Below are 18,661 nucleotides of genomic sequence, written 5' to 3'. Positions count from 1 at the left end.
CGCTGGTCACCGGTCTGCCGGATCTGCTGCCTCGGCATCCGCCGTCGCGGGTCGACGCGGAGCTGCTGGGCGGGGCGGTCAGAGCCGACCTGGTGGACAACGGGCAGGGGTGCCTGGACGTCAAGGCGCATGTCGTGGCCGTGGATGCGAACGCGTGGCTGAAGTGCCGCGATTCGGCTCCGCCGCCTGCGCCCGCTCCTCCTGCTCCGGCCCCTCCGGCTCCTGCTCCTCCGGCCCCGGCTCCGCCTGCCCCCGCTCCTCCCGCGCCCGCGCCACCTGCTCCGGCCCGCCCGCCCCGCTCCTCCGGCCCCGCTCCACCCGCACCTGCGCCGCCTGCGCCCGCTCCGCCTGCACCTGCGCCGCCTGCACCTGCGCCGCCTGCGCCCGCTCCGCCTGCACCTGCGCCTCCCGCACCCGCGCCGCCTGCTCCGGCTCCTGCGCCTCCCGCGCCCGCCCCTCCCGCGCCCGCCCCGGCCGCCCCTGCCCCTCCGGCTCCTGCCCCTCCGGCGCCGGCCGCTCCCGCGCCTCCCGCTGCGGTTCCTCCCGGGCCCGCCCCCGCAGCGCCCGCGCCCGCCCTCCCGCGCCCGCCCCCGCAGCCCCGCTCCTCCCGCACCCGCCCCGCGGCACCGCCCGCCGCAGTTCCTCCCGCGCCCGCTCCCGCCGCTCCCGCGCCGCCAGTTGCCGTTCCTCCCGCACCTCCCGCGCCCCCCGCAGCTGAGGTGCCCGCACCGCCACCGGCGCCCGCCCCCGTACCGCCCGCTCCCGCGGCGCCCGCCCCTCCGGCGGCTCCCGAGGAGCCCGCGCCCGGGCCCGGAGCGCCCGTTCCTCCCGCCCCTGCCGCTCCCGCCGTGCCACCCGGGCCCGTACCCATCGGGAACGCTCCCGCGCCGCCGGCCGCCGCGCCGTCGACGGAAACGCCGCCGCCGTTCCGTACGGCTCCGCCGCCTGCGGTGGTTCCGCCGCGGTTTCCCGCGCATCCGAACTACCGGGATGCGACGGGGACTTCGGGGAAGAAGATGCAGCGGGGGCTGACGTTGGTGACGATGACGTTGCTGATTACGGCGCCGGCGGTGTTGGCGGTGATGCTGCTTCGGCCGCGGGGTGGGGGGCGGGGAGGCGCTGAGGTGGGTGGGGGTGGGGCGGTGTGGGTCCGCTGCGCGGGGCTTTGTCCCCACCCCGCCCCTTCCCGAACCGGGGCTGGCGCCCCGGGCCCCCTTTTCCGCGCTCCGCGCGGTGTCCTCAATCGCCGGACGGGCTGAAATCAGCCCGTCCGGCGATTGAGGACATTCGGGAAGGGGCGGGTAGGGGAAACCCCCGTCGCGGCTCACGCCGCATGCGCGCACGCCACAACGACACCACCAGCACCGGCCCCCCGCCCCCGGCCGCCGCCAGGAGCAGGCCCGTCTGGGCCGAGTCCGTGACCAGGGGGGACATAAACGCCGCCGCCGTCAGCCATAGGCCCGCCACCCCGGGGAGGATCACCTCCCGGTAGCCGAACGCGGGAGCCGTCGCCGGGCGGCGGGTCCAGCGCACGGTGAGGCGGAGGAGCGTGCCGCTCAGGGCCAGCAGGGCCAGGCCGCAGGAGAGCGGGAGGCGGTAGCCGTCCTTCGGCTGGTCGGCCGTGTACTGCCGGGCGCCCTTGAACTCGACGAAGCGGGCCTTGCTCCGCCAGGACGTCACCGTCACCTGGTCACCCGCCCGCACCGTCCCGAACACCTTGGGCGAGCCGATCATGTCCAGCCGGTACGAGGGCCCGTCCTTCTCCGTGACCGTCAGCCAGTGCCGGGCCGACCTGCCCTCGCCCTCGGTCGCGGTGTCCCGGACCGTGGCCGCGTCCGGACGCCGGCACTCCGTGGACGGATCGGCCTGGAGGCAGGCCGGCGCGGTCGCGAAGGCGCGGCCGTCGGCGCGCTTGTCCGGCACGGTGACGAACAGGACGTACGCCGATATGAGGGCGCAAAGCAGGCCGAGAAGGGCCACGGCTATCGCAGGCGGCCGCTTCCGGCTACGCGGACGGGCCGTTCTCAACGGGCGCTCCCGGATGGCGAGGAGATCGGGGGAGAGATCAACATGGCGCACATTCTGCCTGCGGTTTCGGAGTGGTTCAGTCCGTTCCTGTGCCGTCCCCTGTCCTGCCCGCTGTGCCGCCCTCTGTCCTGCCCCCTTTCCCGGTCCCTTCCCGCCCCACCCCGGTCCGTCCCACCTCGCCCGTACGGGACAATGGCTCCATGAGTCTGTTCCGCGACGACGGCATCGTGCTGCGCACCCAGAAGCTGGGCGAGGCGGACCGGATCATCACTCTGCTCACCCGGGGGCACGGCCGGGTCCGGGCCGTCGCCCGCGGGGTGCGCCGCACGAAATCGAAGTTCGGGGCCCGGCTGGAGCCCTTCTCCCACGTGGACGTGCAGTTCTTCGCGCGCGGGGGCGAGCTCGTCGGCCGCGGTCTGCCGCTCTGCACCCAGAGCGAGACCATCGCCGCGTACGGTGGAGCCATCGTCACCGACTACGCGCGCTACACCGCCGGCACCGCCATGCTGGAGACCGCCGAGCGGTTCACCGACCACGAGGGCGAGCCCGCCGTACAGCAGTACTTGCTGCTGGTAGGCGGCCTGCGGACGCTCGCCGCGGGCGAGCACGCCCCGCACCTGATCCTGGACGCCTTCCTGCTGCGCTCCCTGGCCGTCAACGGCTACGCGCCCAGCTTCGGAGCCTGCGCCAAGTGCGGAATGCCCGGTCCCAACCGGTTCTTCTCGGTCGCCGCGGGCGGTGTGGTCTGCGCGGAGTGCCGGGTTCCGGGAAGCGTCGTACCCTCCTCGGAGTCGATCGAGCTCCTCGGCGCGCTGCTGACGGGGGACTGGGCGACGGCGGACGCCTGTGAGGCGCGCCATGTCAGAGAGGGCAGCGGCCTGGTCGCGGCGTATCTGCACTGGCACCTGGAGCGGGGCCTCCGTTCGCTCCGGTATGTCGAGAAATAGGGAAACAGGGACCAAGGAGTAGTGGCACGCATGGCACGACGCGGCATTCTGGGCCGTTCCCGACGCGATTACCGCACACCCGACCCGCACCCGTCCGGGGCGCGGCCGCCGAAGATCCCCGGCGAGCTGGTCCCCGAGCACGTGGCGATCGTCATGGACGGCAACGGCCGCTGGGCCAAGGACCGCGGCCTGCCGCGCACCGAGGGCCACAAGGTCGGCGCCGAGCGGGTGCTGGACGTGCTGCAGGGCGCGATCGAGATGGGCGTCGGGAGCATCTCCCTGTACGCCTTCTCCACCGAGAACTGGCGGCGCTCGCCGGACGAGGTGCGCTTCCTGATGAACTTCAACCGCGACTTCATCCGCAAGACCCGCGACCAGCTCGACGCGCTCGGCATCCGGGTGCGCTGGGTGGGCCGGATGCCCAAGCTGTGGCGGTCGGTGGCCAAGGAGCTCCAGATCGCCCAGGAGCAGACCAAGGACAACGACAAGCTCACGCTGTACTTCTGCATGAACTACGGCGGGCGCGCGGAGATCGCGGACGCGGCGCAGGCGCTGGCCGCCGATGTGAAGGCGGGCCGGCTCGACCCGTCGAAGGTCACGGAGAAGACCTTCGCCAAGTACTTGTACTACGCGGACATGCCGGACGTGGACCTGTTCCTGCGTCCCTCGGGCGAGCAGCGCACGTCCAACTACCTGATCTGGCAGAGCGCTTACGCCGAGATGGTCTTCCAGGACGTCCTCTGGCCGGACTTCGACCGCCGCGACCTGTGGCGCGCCTGCCTGGAATACGCCTCGCGGGACCGCCGGTTCGGCGGGGCGATCCCCAATGAGCAGCAGCAGGAGGAGGAGCCGGGCACCGCGTGAGGTGACCGGTGGAAGCACGAGGGCCCCGGGCATCGCCCGGGGCCCTTCGTGTGCACGGCGGGTCAGCGCTTGGCGGCGCACTCCCCGCAGGTGCCGAAGATCTCGATGGTGTGGGCGACGTCCACGAAGCCGTGCTCGGCGGCGATGGAGTCGGCCCACTTCTCCACGGCCGGGCCCTCGACCTCGACGGCCTTGCCGCAGTCCCGGCACACCAGGTGGTGGTGGTGCCCGCTGGAGCAGCGGCGGTAGACCGACTCGCCCTCGCTGGTGCGGAGCACGTCCACCTCGCCGGCGTCGGCGAGCGACTGGAGGGTGCGGTAGACGGTGGTCAGGCCGACCGAGGCGCCCTGGTGCTTGAGCATGTCATGGAGCTCCTGAGCGCTCCGGAACTCGTCCACCTCGTCGAGCGCGGCGGCGACCGCCGCCCGCTGCTTGGTGGACCGGCCGCGTACCGGGGGACCCGCGGTCGCCACAGTTGCCTCCAAAAGCTCGCCTGAACACCCATCCGCACATGTCGCGCCGCCAATTGTGCCAGCCTCCGCGACCGGGTGGCCAAGTCCGCGCCGGGCTCAGACCCGTACGTCGTCCGTGGCGGCGCGTGCCTCGGGCACCTGGAGCGTGCAGCCCTCGGCGGCCTCGGTGCGCCGTGCGCGCCGCCTCGCCAGGGGCGCGGCGAGGACCGTCAGGGCGACGAAGACGCCGATCGCGAGGAGCACGATCGTGGCGCCGGACGGCACGTCCACGTAGTACGAGGTGGCGGTGCCGGAGACGGCGACCAGCACCCCGATGCCCATGGCCAGGCCGAAGGTCATGGCGAAGCTGCGGGAGATCTGCTGGGAGGCGGCCACCGGGATGACCATCAGGGCGCTGACGAGCAGCAGGCCGACGACGCGCATCGCGACGGTGACGGTCACCGCGGCGGTGATCGCGACCAGCAGGTTGAGCAGCCGCACCGGGAGGCCGGTGACGCGGGCGAACTCCTCGTCCTGGCAGATCGCGAAGAGCTGCCGCCGCAGGCCGATGGTGACCAGGATCACGAAGGCGGCCAGGACGCAGATCGCGGTCATGTCCTCCTCGGAGACGGTCGTGATCGAGCCGAAGAGGTACGAGACGAGGTTGGCGTTGGAGCCGGCCTCGGAGAGGCTCGTCAGCATCACACCGCCGGCCATGCCGCCGTAGAACAGCATGGCGAGGGCGATGTCGCCGCGGGCCTTGCCGTAGGAGCGGATCAGCTCCATGATCACGGCGCCGACGACGCAGACGGCGGTGGCGATCCACACCGGGCTGGCGTTGAGCAGGAAGCCGAGGCCGACGCCGGTGAGGGCGACGTGGCCGATGCCGTCGCCCATCAGCGCCTGGCGGCGCTGGACGAGGTAGGTGCCGATGGCGGGGGCCGTGACGCCGACGATCAGGGCGGCGAGCAGGGCCCGCTGCATGAATGCGGGTTCGAGGATTTCCATCAGGTCAGCAGCCCTGTCCGAATCGGTTCCGCCACCGGGCCGGCGTGCGGGTGTACGTGGTCGTGGCCGGGGAGCGCGTGCTGGCCCACGGCCTCGGGCGGCGGCCCGTCGTGCACGACGCAGCCGTCGCGGAGGACGACCGCGCGGTCGATGAGCGGCTCCAGGGGGCCGAGCTCGTGCAGCACGACGAGGACGGTGGCGCCCCGGGCGACCTGGGCGCGCAGGGCGTCCGCGAGGACCTCCTGGCTGGCCAGGTCCACGCCGGCCATCGGCTCGTCCATGATCAGCAGCTCGGGTTCGCCGGCCAGCGCGCGGGCGATCAGCACCCGCTGGTGCTGGCCGCCGGAGAGGGCGTCGACGGAGTCCTTGATCCGGTCGGCCATGCCGACGAGCTCCAGGGCCCGGACGACGGCCTCGCGGTCGGCCTTGCGCAGGATGCCGAAGCGGGTGCGGGCCAGCCGCCCGGAGGCGACGACCTCGCCCACGGTGGCCGGCACGCCGCCTGCGGCGGTGGTGCGCTGCGGGACGTAGCCGACGCGCGCCCAGTCGCGGAAGCGGCGCCGGGGGCGGCCGAACAGCTCCAGCTCGCCGCCGGTGAGCGGCACCTGGCCGACGACGGCGCGGACGGCCGTGGACTTGCCGGAGCCGTTGGCGCCGAGCAGCGCCACGACCTCGCCGGGCCGTACGGTCAGGTCGACGCCGCGCAGCACCGGGCGCGAGCCGAGGGTCGCCGTCACCCCCCGGAGGGCTATGACGGGCTCGCCGGCCGGCTCCGGGGCCGGCTCGGCGCCGGGCTCCGTGCCGGGCGCTATGGCGGGGCGATCGTCCATGGTGGTGTTGACCTCCGTCACTTGGTGCCGAGCGCCTTCTGGAGGGCGGCGAGGTTGGCTTCCATGACCCCGAAGTAGTCGTCGCCCTTGGACTTGTCGGTGATGCCTTCGAGCGGGTCGAGGACGTCCGTCTTGAGGTCCAGGTCCTTGGCGAGGGTCTTGGCCGTGGACGGGTTGGCGATGGTCTCGAAGAAGACCGTGGAGACGTGGTGCTCCTTGGCCAGCTTCTGGAGGTCCTTGATCCGGGCCGCGCTGGGCTCGGACTCCGGGTCGAGGCCGCTGATGGCCTCCTCGGTGAGGCTGTAGCGCTCGGCGAGGTAGCCGAAGGCGGCGTGGGTGGTGATGAAGGTGTCGGAGGCGCGGTTCTTCAGGCCGTCCGAGAACTTCTTGTTCAGCCCGTCCAGCCGCTTGGCCAGCGCGTCGGCGTTCTTCTGGAAGTCCGCCTTGTGGTCGGGGGCGGCCTCGCCGAGCGTCTTGGCGACACCCTTGGCGACCTCGGCGTACTTCACGGGGTCGAGCCAGATGTGGGGGTCGGCGCCGGCCTCGGAGTGCGAGTGCGAGTGGTTGTCGCCGGAGGAGTGGTCGTGGCCGTCGACCTCGGTGCCGTGCTCCTCCGTGCTGGTGAGGGAGGCCGCGTCGGCGATGTGCTTGTTCTTGGACTGCTTGACCGCCTCGTCCACGGCGGGCTGGAGGCCCTTGAGGTAGACGATCGCCCCGGCGTCGCTGAGGGAGGCGGTCTGCTTGGGCTTGAGCTCCAGGTCGTGCGGCTCCTGGCCCGGCTTGGTCAGGTTGGTCACGCTGACGTGGTCGCCGCCGATCTGCTCGGCCAGGAACTGCATGGGATAGAACGACGCCACCACCTTGAGCTTGCCGTCCGCCGCCTCGTCCGCCGTGCCGGAGGAGCACGCGGACAGGGTGAGCAGCCCCAGGGCTGCGGCCGTGGCGACGGCGGCCGTGGTTATTCGGGGGGCGCGGAGGTGGCGACGGCTTACGTTCATGACAGTCATTTTCAACAAAAATGGAAACGATTGTCAACAAGCTGTGCTCAGGAGACCGAGGAGCGGCTTATGGGCGGCTTCCGGAGGGATCGGGTCAAGCCAAGGCCAGAGCCGATTTGATGAGAGGGGGTGCAGCGCCGGTAACCTGAACCATTCGCTGTTCGTCGTCGCAATGAAGAGAGCACCGTGGCCGCCGACAAGATCGACACCATCGTCAGCCTGAGCAAGCGCCGTGGCTTTGTCTATCCGTGCAGTGAGATCTATGGCGGCCAGCGCGCCGCCTGGGACTACGGACCGCTCGGTGTGGAGCTCAAGGAGAACATCAAGCGTCAGTGGTGGCGCTCCATGGTCACCTCGCGCGACGACGTGGTCGGTCTCGACTCGTCGGTCATCCTGGCCCGCGAGGTGTGGGAGGCGTCCGGTCACGTCGCCACCTTCACCGACCCGCTGACCGAGTGCACCTCCTGCCACAAGCGCTTCCGCGCGGACCACCTGGAGGAGGCGTACGAGGCCAAGCACGGCAAGCTCCCCGAGAACGGCCTCGCCGACCTCAACTGCCCGCACTGCGGCAACAAGGGCGCCTTCACCGAGCCCAAGCAGTTCTCCGGCCTGCTGTCCACGCACCTCGGCCCGACCCAGGACTCCGGCGCGGTGACCTACCTGCGCCCCGAGACCGCGCAGGGCATCTTCACCAACTTCGCCCAGGTCCAGACGACCTCGCGCAAGAAGCCCCCGTTCGGCATCGCCCAGACCGGCAAGTCCTTCCGTAACGAGATCACGCCGGGCAACTTCATCTTCCGCACCCGCGAGTTCGAGCAGATGGAGATGGAGTTCTTCGTCAAGCCGGGCGAGGACGAGCAGTGGCACGAGTACTGGATGCAGCAGCGCTGGAACTGGTACACCGGCCTCGGCATGCGCGAGGAGAACATGCGGTGGTACGAGCACGCCGCTGAGAAGCTCTCCCACTACTCCAAGCGCACCGTCGACATCGAGTACCGCTTCAACTTCGGCGGCACCGAGTACTCCGAGCTGGAGGGTGTGGCCAACCGCACCGACTACGACCTCAAGGCCCACTCCAAGGGCTCCGGCCAGGACCTGTCGTACTTCGACCAGGAGGCCGGCGAGCGCTACTTCCCGTACGTCATCGAGCCGGCGGCCGGTCTCAACCGCGCCATGCTCGCCTTCATGCTCGACGCGTACAACGAGGACGAGGCCCCGAACGCCAAGGGCGTCATGGAGAAGCGCGTCGTGATGCGCCTCGACCCGCGCCTCGCGCCGGTCAAGGTCGCCGTGCTGCCGCTGTCCCGCAACCCGCAGCTGTCCCCGAAGGCCAAGGGCCTCGCGGCGGACCTGCGGCAGAACTGGAACATCGAGTTCGATGACGCGGGCGCCATCGGCCGCCGCTACCGCCGCCAGGACGAGATCGGTACGCCGTTCTGCGTCACGGTCGACTTCGACACCCTCGACGACAACGCCGTGACCGTGCGCGAGCGCGACACGATGAAGCAGGAGCGCGTGTCGCTGGACCAGATCCAGGCGTACCTGGGCGCGCGTCTGCTGGGCTGCTGATCCTTTTCAGTCCTTTCCGGCCGGTCTTCCCGGCCGGACCCGGAGGCCCCGGTTCCCACTCGGTGGGAACCGGGGCCTCCGGTCTCTCCCGGGCCGGAAGGGTGGCACTGGCTACACCCCCGACTCGGAAACCCGCACCATCGACGGCCTCTGACCTGCGCCCATAACGTTCGGTACATGCGAATCCCCACCCCGCTGCGCCGCCCCTCCTTCATCCGGCCCCTCCTCCGGCCCTTCCGCGACGCCCGGCGCCCCTTCGCCCTGATGGCCACCGGCATCGGCGTCCAGCTCGCCTCCTGCCTCCTGCTGGCCGTGCCGTGGCTCACCGTGAACCCCTCGCACCCGCTGCTCGTCATCGCGGCCGTGCTCGCGCCCCTCGCCGTCGTCGCGGCCGCCACCCCCTGGCTGACCGCCGTGCAGCGGGAGCGGTTCCGGGCGCTGGTCAGGGTGGACATACCGGAGGCCCGGCAGGGCGCCGGACGGTACGGGATCGGGACCCGGGCCGGCCGCCGGCAGGCCGTCTACCACCTGCTGGCCGGGCCGCTGGTCGCGCTCGGCGGGGCGCTCACCGCCCTCCTGGGACTGGTGTCGTGCTGCGCGGCCACCGTCTACGTCTGGGTCTGGGCGCTGCCCACATGGTGGCGGCTCTCCCAGAGCGGATACACCACCCAGGCCGCGTACCTCACCGCCGCCGGGCTCGCCGGGCTCTACGCCACCGCCTGGCTCACCGGGGCCCTCGCCCGCGCCGACGGCCGGACGGCCCTGCGGCTGCTCGGCCCCAGCCGGGAGGAGCGGCTGGCCCGGCGGGTCGAGGACCTCACCGAGCGGCGCGCGGACGTCGTCGACGCGGCGGACGCCGAGCGCCGCCGGATCGAGCGGGACCTGCACGACGGCGCCCAGCAGCGGCTGGTCTCGATGGCCGTCAACCTCGGCCTGGCCAAGGTCACGCTGCCGGACCTGCCCGACGACGCCCGCAAGGTCATCGACGAGGCGCACCGCGAGGCCAAGGAGGCCATCGCCGAACTGAGCAGCCTCGTACGCGGTCTGCACCCCGCCGTGCTGGAGGACCGGGGCCTGGACGCGGCCCTGTCCGGCATCGCGGCACGGGCACCGCTGCCGGTCCGGCTCAAGGTCGACCTGGCGTCGAGGCCGTCGCCGACCATCGAGGCCGTCGCCTACTTCGTGGTCTCCGAGGCGCTCACCAACGTCGTCAAGCACGCCCAGGCGTCCGGGGCCGACGTCACGGTCGAACGCTTCGGGGGGATACTTCTCGTCGTCGTCTCCGACGACGGCGTGGGCGGGGCCGACGTCTCCCCGGGCGGTACGGGCCTGGCGGGGCTCGCCAAGCGCGTCGCGTCGGTCGACGGCACGTTCTCGATCAGCAGCCCTCCCGGGGGCCCGACCGTTGTGACCGTGGAGCTGCCGTGCGCGCTGTGATCGCCGAGGATTCCGTCCTGCTCAGGATCGGCCTGGTGAAGGTCCTGGAGACGGCCGGGTTCGACGTGGTCGCGGAAGTGGGCGACGCGGAGGCGGCACTGGCCGCCGTGGCTGAGCACCGGCCGGACCTCGCGGTCCTCGACGTCCGCATGCCGCCGGGCTTCACCGACGAGGGCGTACGCGCGGCGCTCGTCATCCGCCGCGAGTGGCCGGACACGGCGCTCCTGCTGCTCTCCCAGTACGTGGAGGAGCGCTACGCCGCCGACCTGCTGTCCGGTGACACCCGGGGCGTCGGCTATCTGCTGAAGGAACGCGTCGCGGACGTCGAGGAGTTCATCGACGCCCTGCGCCGCGTGGCGGCCGGCGGGACGGCCCTCGACCCGCAGGTCGTCTCCCAGCTGCTGCTGCGCCGCCACCGGGATCCGCTGGAGCGGCTGACCCGGCGCGAGCGGGAGGTGCTGGAGCTGATGGCGGGCGGCCGGTCGAACGCGGGGATCGCGGAGCGGCTGGTGGTGAGCGAGTCCGCCGTGGCGAAGCACATCAACGGGATCCTGGCGAAGCTGGACCTGCCGCGGGCCGACGCGGATCACCGGCGGGTGCTGGCGGTGCTGCGGTTCCTGGGGGTGGGGTAGGGGGTGGGGTGGCGTCGGTGGGGTCCGTGCCGGGGGCTTTCCCCTGCCCGACCCTTCCCGCCGCATCCGATGTGCGGCTCCGCCGTGTGAGGGGCTCTGCCCCGGACCCCGGTCCTCAAGCGCCGGACGGGCTGGATTTTCCAGCCCGTCCGGCGATCGAGGACAAGCGCCGTAGGCGCTTACGCCCGCAGACCCCGCAGGACCAGGTCGCACACGACCTCGAACGCCTCGTCGATCCCCGGGCGGGACCACTCCGCCGCGTACGCCGGGTCGTGGAAACGGTTCGTCGCGTCCCACAGCGCCCGCGCCGTCGCCGCCGGGTCCGCCGCGCGGAACTCGCCGTCGCGGACACCGCTCCCCACGATGCGGGCCAGCTGCTCGATCATCGTCTCGATGTGCCGCTCGACGACGCCGCTGTTCTCACCGACGAGGACCATGTACGTGGCGAAGAGCTCCGGGTCGTCACCCGCCTTGCGCCGCTTCGCGGCGAAGAGGGCGGCGAGCCACTCGCGCAGCCGGGGCCCGGCCGGGCCCTCCGCGTCGGCGACGGCGGACAGCGTGGTGTGCGACTGGTCCAGCCAGCGCTGGGTCACGGCCTCGCGGAGCGCGGCCTTGCTGCCGAAGTGGCGGTAGACGCTGCCGTGGCTGACGCCCAGGGCCCGTGCCACGTCGACGACGGTGGCCTTCGCCGGGCCGAAGCGGCGGAGGACGTCTTCGGTGGCTTCCAGGATGCGGGTGGGGGTCAGCGGCTCGGGCATCGGGGGGTGGGGTCCTTTCGGGACGGGGGTGGCGCGCGGCGGGCGCGGCGCCTGGTAGCGACCGTACCCGGCCGGGGTGGGCCGGGGCCCGGGTGGGCTGGCCGTCTCGTGGGCGGGTGCGGGCCGGTGGGTGGGTTGTGCCCACCCTCCCCCAACCTTCGGCCGGGGGTGCCCCCAGCCCTTGCGGAACGCCTGCCCACAACCGTCCGGGAGCGCCTGCCCACAACCAGGTCTGTCTACCGCTCGCTGTCGAGGTGGGCCATCTGGTCGGTCGGGTAGCGGTCGCCGGCTGCGGCGCCCGGCGGGACCGCTCGCTCGATGGCGGCGAGGTCCTGCGCGTCCAGGTGGACGTCCAGCGCGCCGAGCGCCTCGGTGAGGCGGTCGCGGCGGCGGGCGCCGACCAGCGGGACGATGTCCTCGCCCTGGGCCAGGACCCAGGCGATGGCGGTCTGGGCGACGGTCGCGCCCTTCGCCTCGGCGATCTCGCGGAGGGCGTCGACCAGGTCGAGGTTGTGCCGGAGGTTCTCGCCCTGGAAGCGCGGGCTCATGCCGCGGAAGTCGTTCGCGGCGAGCTGCCGGTCCCGGGTGAAGTGGCCGCTGATCAGGCCGCGCGAGAGGACGCCGTACGCGGTGACGCCGATGCCCAGCTCGCGGACGGTCGGCAGGATCTCCTTCTCGATGCCGCGAGAGATCAGCGAGTACTCGATCTGGAGGTCGGCGATCGGGGCCACGGCGGCGGCCCGGCGGATCGTCTCGGCGTTCACCTCGGAGAGGCCGATGTGCCGGACATGACCGGCCTCGACCAGCTCGGCGATGGCGCCGACGGTCTCCTCGATCGGGACGTTCGGGTCGAGCCGCGCGAGGCGGTAGACGTCGATGTGGTCGGTGCCGAGGCGCTGGAGCGAGTACGCGGCGAAGTTCTTCACCGCGTTCGGGCTGCCGTCGACGCCGGTGAAGCCGCCCTCGACGGTGCGCAGCGCACCGAACTTGACGCTGGTGAGGGCCTTCTCGCGGGCGCCCGCCGGGGCGGTGCGCAGGGCTTCGTTGATGAGCAGTTCGTTGTGGCCCATGCCGTAGAAGTCGCCGGTGTCGATCAGGGTGACGCCTGCGTCGAGGGCGGCGTGGATGGTGGCGATCGACTCGGCGCGGTCGGCCTCGCCGTAGAGGGCGGACATGCCCATCGCGCCGAGACCGAGAGCGGAAACCTGGGGGCCGGTGGTGCCGAGGGTGCGGTGCAGCACGGGGGACTCCTTCGCGGGGCTGCGGAAGTGCGTACGGCGGAGTGCGTACACAGGAAGAGTGACACATGGAATGACAGATTTCAATATCTGTCATTCCATGTGTGTCGCGAAGGAGGCCGCCGGGCCCCGGTGCGGGGGCCCGGCGGTGATTTCAGGCCAGTTTCCGCGGCAGCCGCAGACTCAGCAGCGCCGTGATCACCACCGTCACCAGCTGCACCCCGAGCGTCACCACCACCGCGTCCCGCATCCCCATGGACCCGGCGAGGGACAGGAAGAGCGAGCCGAGCGTGGCCACACCCAGCGCCATGAACGCCTGCTGCGTCGTGGTCATCACCCCGCCGCCCACACCCGCCTGGGCCACGGGCACCTCGCTCAGCACGGCCCGGATCGCCACGGGGAACAGCAGCCCCTGGCCCAGCCCCTGCACCGCCAGCGCCGGTGCCGGGCCCACGGCGCCCAGCCCGTCCCAGCCCCAGTGGAAGGTCGCGGCCAGGCCCACCAGCCCGGCCGCCTGGAGCAGCGTCCCCGCCGTCACCACGCCGCGCCCGTACCGGGCCGCGAGCCGGGGCCCGGCCAGCGAGCCGGCCAGGAAGGCCAGGGAGATCGGCACCAGTGCCAGCCCGGCCGCCATCGGACCCAGCCGCAGCCCCTCCTGGAGCACCACCGCGACGACGAACATGAAGCCGCCCCAGCCGATGGAGAACGGCACGATCACCGCCAGCCCGCTGCGCACCGAGTGGATCCGCAGCAGCGACGGCGGTATCAGCGGCGTCCGCCCGGCGGCCTCCTCGCGCCGTTCCACCACCGCGAAGGCGACCGCCGACACCGGGAACACGGCCAGCAGCACCCACGACCACACCGGCCAGCCCGTCGACCGGCCCTCCGTCAGCGGCACCAGCAGCGAGACCAGCGACACCGTCAGCAGCAGGGTGCCGCGTACGTCCACGCGGGTCGGGTGCTCCGAGCGAGTCTCCGGGACCGCCCGCACCGCCAGCACCAGCGCCACCACGGCCACCGGGGCGTTCACCAGGAAGATGGAGCGCCAGCCGGTGCCCAGCACGTCCACCGACACCAGCACCCCGCCGAGCACCTGCCCGACCGAGGCCGCGACGCCCGCCGTGCAGCTGTACAGGCTCAGTGCCTTGGTGCGGCGCGCGCCGGCGGTCGTCGCCTGGATCGTCGCCAGCACCTGCGGCAGCATCAGGGCCGACGCGGCGCCCTGCGCGATCCGGGCCACCACCAGCGACCACGCGTCCGGCGCCAGACCGCAGGCCACCGACGTCACGCCGAACGCCGCGGTGCCCCACAGGAACAGCCGCTTGCGCCCCACCATGTCGCCCAGCCGCCCGCCGAGGACGAGCAGCACGGCGTACGCGACGCCGTAGCCGCCGACGACCATCTCCAGCATGGCCGGGCCCGCGTGCAGATCGTGGTCGATGGTGGGCAGCGCGACGTTGACGATGAAGAAGTCCAGCATCGGCAGCGCCGCGCCGGTCAGCACGGTGATCAGGCCGAGCGCGCTCAGGCCCGGCGCCGGGGCCGGCGGTCGTACGGGGGCGGCGGTGGTGGCCGCCGCGGGGGCAAGGGGGGTGGTTCGGGTATCGCTCACGAGGAGGACGATGCCGTGGGTCCCAGCCTGGTACCAGAGCCTCTTTATCCTGGTACAAGTACTACCTGGAACGGGGACCGCGCGCCCCGCACGCTGGAGGCATGACCACGATGTTGCAGGAGACCCGGCCCCTCCCCGCCCCCGCCCCGCTCCGGCCGCTCCCTACGCCCCGCACGCCGTGCCCGGCGCCGCCGACGCGCGCCGCGGCGAGCTCGCGGCCTTCCTGCGCAGCCGCCGCGAGCGCGTCACCCCGGAGCAGGCCGGGCTGCCGCGCGGCCCCCGCCGCCGCACCCCCGGGCTGCGCCGCGAGGAGGTCGCCCACCTCGCCGCCGTCGGCGTCACCTGGTACACGTGGCTGGAGCAGGCGCGCGACATCAAGGTGTCGGCGCAGGTCCTCGACTCCATCGCGCGCGCCCTGATGCTCGACCGCGTCGAGCGCAGCCACCTCTTCGCCCTCGCGGAGACGGCCGATCCGATGCCCGACACGACCTGCCTGGGCGTCTCGGAACAGCTGCGGATGATGCTGGAGCGCCTGGAGCCGTTCCCCGCGTGCGTCCAGAACGCCCGCTACGACATCCGCGCCTACAACCGTGCGTACGGGCGGCTGATGGGCGGCCTCGACTCGCTGCCCGTCGAGGAGCACAACTGCTTGTGGCTCGCCTTCACCCACCCCCGGATCGGCGACACGTTCGTGGACCGGCCGGAGGTGATCCAGTCGATGGCCGCGAAGTTCCGGGCCTCCATGGCCGAGCACATCGCCGACCCGGCGTGGAACTGCCTGCTCAAGAGGTTGCTCGACGCGTCGCCCGAATTCCGGGCGCTCTGGGCCCGCCATGAGGTGGCGCCGCCGACGGCCCGCACGGCCCGGGTGTTCCAGCACCCCGAGGCCGGGCTGCTGCGGCTGAACCTCACGAGCCTGTGGGTGGGCCCGCAGTCGGGGGCGCGGCTGGTGACGTTCGTCCCGGCGGACGAGACGACGCGGGAACGGCTGGAGCTGCTGCGGTAAGGCGGTGAGGGTGCCGCCGGGCCGGCCCGCGGGCGACTCCCGCGGCGGCCGGCGGCTCCGTCACCGTCCGGGGCCGTGCGGGGGGCCGCCCGCCAGGAGCGCGGTGATGCGGTCCAGCGCCGCCAGGTCCTCCTCCGGCAGCGCCAGCAGCGCCGGCGGCGGCGCCCCCAGTATCCGTTCCGCCCGTTCCGCCGCCGCCCTGCCCGCCGCCGTCACCGAGACGATCTTCGAGCGCCGGTCCACCGGGTTCGCCGTGCGTTCGACCAGGCCCCGCTCCGCGAGGTCGGCCACGACGAGCGTCGTGTACGGACGGTCCGTCAGCAGCTCGTCCGCCAGATCGCGGAGGGCGACGGGCTCCCGGGCGATCCTGCGGAGCGCCTTGACGCGGAAGAAGCTCATGCCGAGCGCCTCGACGACCTCCTTGCGGCGTTCGTTGCCACCGAGGACGATCTGCCGGAGGCTGCCCCAGGCGCGCTCGGCGGCCGCGTTCCGCGCGGGTGGGGGTGAGTGCGTGGTCATGGTGTCGTCACCGGGATCCTGGTCCGTTCGAGGTCGAGACGGGCCGCCGTCCGCTCGGCCGTACCGGCGGCCCAGCGGCCGGTGGTGAGCGTACCGAGCAGCAGGACGGCCGCGCCGCAGCCGGTGATGATCCACCAGCCGGTGAGCTGGAGCCCTGCGGCGACCGCCGCGCCGATCACGGCGACGCCGAGCGCGCTGCCGACCTGCCGGCTGGTCGACGCCACCGCCGCGGCCACCCCGGCCCGGGAGCGCGGCATACCGGAGACCGCCGTGTTCGTTATCGGCGCGTTGACCAGGCCGAAGCCGATGCCGAAGAGCACATAGGCGGTGATCGTCGTGAGGTCGGAGGAGAAGGCGTCGAAGCCCGCGAACATCACACCGCTGGCCGTCATCGCCGCTCCGGCGAGCAGCAGCGGCAGCCGGGGCCCCCGGGAGCCCACCAGCCGGCCCGAGACCGGCGCGAAGACCAGGCACATGACGGCCATCGGCAGCATGTAGAGCCCGGCGTCGAGGGGCGAGAGACCGCGGTCGTCCTGGAGGTGGAGGGTGTTGAGGAAGAGGAAGCCGCCGAGCGCCGCGAAGGCGCTGACCGCGATGACCGTGGCACCGCTGAACGGGGCGCTGCGGAAGAACCCGAGCTCGACGAGGGGCTCCGCGCGCCGCCGCTCGTAGGCCAGCAGCCCGGCGAGCGAGCCGGCGCCGACGGCGAAGCAGCCCAGGATCAGCGGTGAGGTCCAGCCCGCCGCGGCGCCCTCGATGATCCCGTACGTCACCGAGCCGAGCAGCGCGATCACCAGCAGCTGGCCGACCGGGTCCACCCGGCGCGGCCTGGGGGCGCGCGACTCGGGGACGTAGCGGGCGGTCATCACCAGGGCCGCCAGGCCGACCGGCAGGTTGATCCAGAAGATCGAGCGCCAGCCGACGGACTCCACGAGGGCGCCGCCCACGATCGGTCCGGCGGCCATGCTGAGGCCGACGACGCCGCCCCACACCCCGATCGCGCGGGCCCGCTCCCTGGGGTCCGTGAAGGTGTTGGTGATGATCGACATGGCGACGGGGTTGAGCATCGAGCCGCCCACGGCCTGGATCATCCGGAAGACGACCAGCCACGTCAGGCTCGGTGCCAGGCTGCACAGCAGCGAGCCGAGGGCGAACAGCACGAGGCCGGTCTGGAATATCCGTCTGCGGCCGATCCGGTCCGCGGTCGAGCCGGCCAGCATCAGCAGCGAGGCGAGGACGAGCGTGTAGGCGTCGATCGTCCACTGGAGGCCGGCGATCGAGGTGTGGAGATCCCGCCGCATGGACGGCAGGGCCACGTTGAGGATCGTGTTGTCGAGGCTCACGATCAGCAGGCTGGTGCAGCAGATGGCCAGCACCAGCAGGCGCCTGCGGGAGGAGAGGGGAGCGGCCGGTCCATCGGCGGGGTCGCCGGCCGGTACGGAGGGCTCCGTCATACGGCACCACCAGAAGTAGTTGTACGAGTCCAATTAATTTCAGCCTACAGCCGGAGGAGCCGGAGCGGTACGGGACAATGGGAGGTATGACCAATGACGCCGGCTCGCCGTTCGCGCCGCTCTCCATCGGCCCGCACACCCTGTGGCCGCCGGTGGTGCTGGCCCCCATGGCGGGCATCACCAACGCGCCGTTCCGCACGCTGTGCCGGGAGTTCTCGGGCGGCAAGGGCATCTTCGTCAGCGAGATGATCACCACGCGGGCGCTCGTCGAGCGGGACGCCAAGACGATGCGGCTGATCCACTTCGACGCCTCGGAGAAGCCGCGCTCGATCCAGCTCTACGGGGTCGACCCGGAGACCGTCGGCCGGGCCGTCCGCATGATCGTGGACGAGGACCTGGCCGACCACATCGACCTGAACTTCGGCTGCCCGGTCCCCAAGGTCACCCGCAAGGGCGGCGGCGCCGCGATGCCGTACAAGCGCAACCTCATGCGCGCGATCCTGCGCGAGGCGGTCGGCAACGCCGGCCCCCTGCCGGTCACCATGAAGATGCGCAAGGGCATCGACGACGACCACATGACCTACCTGGAGGCCGGGCGGATCGCGGTCGACGAGGGCGTCACGGCCATCGCGCTGCACGGCCGCACGGCCGCCCAGCACTACGGCGGCACGGCCGACTGGGACTCCATCGCCCGGCTGAAGGAGTCCGTGCCGGAGATACCGGTCCTCGGGAACGGCGACATCTGGTCGGCGGAGGACGCCGTGCGGATGGTGCGCGAGACGGGTTGCGACGGCGTGGTCGTCGGCCGCGGCTGCCTGGGCCGCCCCTGGCTCTTCGGCGACCTGGTGGCCGCCTTCGAGCACGGCGGGGCGCCCACGGCGCCCACGTTCCGCGAGGTGGCCGCCGTGATGGTGCGCCACGCGCGGCTGCTGGGGGAGTGGCTGGAGAGCGAGGAGCGCGGTGTCATCGACTTCCGCAAGCACGTCGCCTGGTACACCAAGGGCTTCTCGGTCGGCTCGGACATGCGGAAGAAGCTGGCAATCGCCTCATCCCTGGACGAACTGGGCGCTCTTCTGAGCGAGCTCGATTTGGACCAGGCGTGGCCCGCCGGCGCGGACGGCCCCCGTGGCCGCACGTCCGGCCGCGACCGGGTGGTTCTCCCGGAGGGCTGGCTGGACGATCCGTACGCCTGTGTGGCCGTGAGCGCGGACGCCGAACTTGACACTTCCGGCGGCTGAGGGCGCGTGATTCTCGCCACCCCTGATCAGGGGTGCGCTCAGATGAGCGACTGAAGCCGGTCTGCATCTTC

18 protein-coding genes are annotated in these 18,661 nt (G+C 72.5%); 7 read left to right on the top strand and 11 right to left on the bottom strand.

The features are described 5' to 3' along the window. Window positions 1-120 precede the first annotated feature (120 nt). Together AF335_RS34350 and AF335_RS02545 are read right to left on the bottom strand one after the other, a co-directional pair. On the bottom strand, window positions 121-729 hold the full coding sequence (locus tag AF335_RS34350; protein ID WP_170127562.1) for a hypothetical protein: 609 nt from the start codon (window positions 727-729) through the stop codon (window positions 121-123). Between the two features lie 510 nt (window positions 730-1,239). After that, window positions 1,240-1,980 carry a hypothetical protein gene (locus AF335_RS02545; RefSeq protein WP_102916578.1) on the bottom strand — a complete coding sequence of 247 codons (741 nt, stop codon included), beginning with the start codon at window positions 1,978-1,980 and terminating at the stop codon, window positions 1,240-1,242. Between the two features lie 248 nt (window positions 1,981-2,228). On the opposite strand from AF335_RS02545, the gene recO reads away from it, so the two are divergent. Beyond that, the gene (gene recO, locus AF335_RS02540; protein ID WP_102916577.1) at window positions 2,229-2,975 is read left to right on the top strand and encodes a DNA repair protein RecO; all 747 of its coding nucleotides are present in this window, start codon (window positions 2,229-2,231) and stop codon (window positions 2,973-2,975) included. Between the two features lie 30 nt (window positions 2,976-3,005). Beyond that, the gene (locus tag AF335_RS02535; RefSeq protein ID WP_102916576.1) at window positions 3,006-3,839 is read left to right on the top strand and encodes an isoprenyl transferase; all 834 of its coding nucleotides are present in this window, start codon (window positions 3,006-3,008) and stop codon (window positions 3,837-3,839) included. A 62-nt stretch (window positions 3,840-3,901) separates the two neighbouring features. Here AF335_RS02535 and AF335_RS02530 read toward each other — a convergent pair whose 3' ends face one another. The 4 genes from AF335_RS02530 to AF335_RS02515 form a co-directional block, all read right to left on the bottom strand. Continuing rightward, the gene (locus tag AF335_RS02530; protein WP_102916575.1) at window positions 3,902-4,312 is read right to left on the bottom strand and encodes a Fur family transcriptional regulator; all 411 of its coding nucleotides are present in this window, start codon (window positions 4,310-4,312) and stop codon (window positions 3,902-3,904) included. A gap of 96 nt (window positions 4,313-4,408) precedes the next feature. Then, the gene (locus tag AF335_RS02525) at window positions 4,409-5,299 is read right to left on the bottom strand and encodes a metal ABC transporter permease (protein WP_102916574.1); all 891 of its coding nucleotides are present in this window, start codon (window positions 5,297-5,299) and stop codon (window positions 4,409-4,411) included. Continuing rightward, a complete protein-coding gene (locus AF335_RS02520) occupies window positions 5,299-6,129 on the bottom strand; it encodes a metal ABC transporter ATP-binding protein (protein WP_102917004.1) in 831 nt (276 codons plus the stop codon). Before AF335_RS02520 ends, AF335_RS02525 begins: the two co-directional genes overlap by 1 nt. 17 nt (window positions 6,130-6,146) lie before the next feature. Next, window positions 6,147-7,127: a metal ABC transporter substrate-binding protein gene (locus AF335_RS02515; protein WP_102916573.1), complete on the bottom strand. Its 981-nt coding sequence runs from the start codon at window positions 7,125-7,127 to the stop codon at window positions 6,147-6,149. Window positions 7,128-7,313: 186 nt separating this feature from the next. Between AF335_RS02515 and AF335_RS02510 the strand changes: the two genes are divergently transcribed. The 3 genes from AF335_RS02510 to AF335_RS02500 all read left to right on the top strand — a co-directional run bounded on the left by AF335_RS02510 (window position 7,314) and on the right by AF335_RS02500 (window position 10,765). Then, window positions 7,314-8,696, top strand: coding sequence for a glycine--tRNA ligase (locus tag AF335_RS02510; RefSeq protein WP_087928218.1), 1,383 nt, complete (start codon window positions 7,314-7,316; stop codon window positions 8,694-8,696). 177 nt (window positions 8,697-8,873) lie between these two features. Then, entirely contained in the window at window positions 8,874-10,133 is a 1,260-nt protein-coding gene (locus AF335_RS02505; protein ID WP_376697777.1) for a sensor histidine kinase, read from the top strand. Next, window positions 10,121-10,765: a response regulator gene (locus tag AF335_RS02500; RefSeq protein WP_102916572.1), complete on the top strand. Its 645-nt coding sequence runs from the start codon at window positions 10,121-10,123 to the stop codon at window positions 10,763-10,765. Before AF335_RS02505 ends, AF335_RS02500 begins: the two co-directional genes overlap by 13 nt. Window positions 10,766-10,944: 179 nt before the next feature. On the opposite strand, the gene AF335_RS02495 is transcribed toward AF335_RS02500, so the two are convergent. From AF335_RS02495 to AF335_RS02485, 3 genes are all read right to left on the bottom strand, one after another. Further along, window positions 10,945-11,523, bottom strand: a complete 579-nt coding sequence (locus AF335_RS02495; RefSeq protein WP_102916571.1) for a TetR/AcrR family transcriptional regulator — start codon at window positions 11,521-11,523, stop codon at window positions 10,945-10,947. A gap of 236 nt (window positions 11,524-11,759) precedes the next feature. Beyond that, window positions 11,760-12,764, bottom strand: coding sequence for an aldo/keto reductase (locus AF335_RS02490; protein WP_102916570.1), 1,005 nt, complete (start codon window positions 12,762-12,764; stop codon window positions 11,760-11,762). Window positions 12,765-12,915: 151 nt separating this feature from the next. Beyond that, window positions 12,916-14,373 carry an MFS transporter gene (locus tag AF335_RS02485; RefSeq protein WP_170127561.1) on the bottom strand — a complete coding sequence of 486 codons (1,458 nt, stop codon included), beginning with the start codon at window positions 14,371-14,373 and terminating at the stop codon, window positions 12,916-12,918. Window positions 14,374-14,551: 178 nt separating this feature from the next. Between AF335_RS02485 and AF335_RS02480 the strand changes: the two genes are divergently transcribed. Further along, window positions 14,552-15,379: a helix-turn-helix transcriptional regulator gene (locus AF335_RS02480; RefSeq protein WP_244926886.1), complete on the top strand. Its 828-nt coding sequence runs from the start codon at window positions 14,552-14,554 to the stop codon at window positions 15,377-15,379. A gap of 60 nt (window positions 15,380-15,439) precedes the next feature. Here the strand turns inward: AF335_RS02480 and AF335_RS02475 are convergent, their stop codons facing one another. Both AF335_RS02475 and AF335_RS02470 read right to left on the bottom strand, forming a co-directional pair. Beyond that, window positions 15,440-15,898: a MarR family winged helix-turn-helix transcriptional regulator gene (locus AF335_RS02475; protein WP_102916568.1), complete on the bottom strand. Its 459-nt coding sequence runs from the start codon at window positions 15,896-15,898 to the stop codon at window positions 15,440-15,442. Further along, entirely contained in the window at window positions 15,895-17,352 is a 1,458-nt protein-coding gene (locus AF335_RS02470) for an MFS transporter (RefSeq protein ID WP_102916567.1), read from the bottom strand. The genes AF335_RS02475 and AF335_RS02470 overlap by 4 nt, the downstream gene beginning before the upstream one ends. A gap of 86 nt (window positions 17,353-17,438) precedes the next feature. Here AF335_RS02470 and dusB point away from each other — a divergent pair, with 86 nt between their 5' ends. Further along, a complete protein-coding gene (gene dusB / locus AF335_RS02465; protein WP_102916566.1) occupies window positions 17,439-18,590 on the top strand; it encodes a tRNA dihydrouridine synthase DusB in 1,152 nt (383 codons plus the stop codon). The last annotated feature ends 71 nt before the right edge of the window (window positions 18,591-18,661 follow it).

The organism is Streptomyces eurocidicus (assembly GCF_002891295.1).
Taxonomy (GTDB): Bacteria; Actinomycetota; Actinomycetes; order Streptomycetales; family Streptomycetaceae; genus Streptomyces; species Streptomyces eurocidicus.
The sequence above is the reverse complement of the archived record's forward strand: the minus strand, read 5'-3'. Positions and strand labels throughout refer to the sequence as shown.

Coding starts and splice junctions, on each gene's coding strand:
- dusB (WP_102916566.1), top strand. CDS start 17,439: ATGACCAATGACGCCGGCTCGCCGTTCGCGCCGCTCTCCATCGGCCCG.
- AF335_RS02495 (WP_102916571.1), bottom strand. CDS start 11,523: ATGCCCGAGCCGCTGACCCCCACCCGCATCCTGGAAGCCACCGAAGAC.
- AF335_RS02520 (WP_102917004.1), bottom strand. CDS start 6,129: ATGGACGATCGCCCCGCCATAGCGCCCGGCACGGAGCCCGGCGCCGAG.
- recO (WP_102916577.1), top strand. CDS start 2,229: ATGAGTCTGTTCCGCGACGACGGCATCGTGCTGCGCACCCAGAAGCTG.
- AF335_RS02505 (WP_376697777.1), top strand. CDS start 8,874: ATGCGAATCCCCACCCCGCTGCGCCGCCCCTCCTTCATCCGGCCCCTC.
- AF335_RS02475 (WP_102916568.1), bottom strand. CDS start 15,898: ATGACCACGCACTCACCCCCACCCGCGCGGAACGCGGCCGCCGAGCGC.
- AF335_RS02535 (WP_102916576.1), top strand. CDS start 3,006: ATGGCACGACGCGGCATTCTGGGCCGTTCCCGACGCGATTACCGCACA.
- AF335_RS02515 (WP_102916573.1), bottom strand. CDS start 7,127: ATGAACGTAAGCCGTCGCCACCTCCGCGCCCCCCGAATAACCACGGCC.
- AF335_RS02470 (WP_102916567.1), bottom strand. CDS start 17,352: ATGACGGAGCCCTCCGTACCGGCCGGCGACCCCGCCGATGGACCGGCC.
- AF335_RS02525 (WP_102916574.1), bottom strand. CDS start 5,299: ATGGAAATCCTCGAACCCGCATTCATGCAGCGGGCCCTGCTCGCCGCC.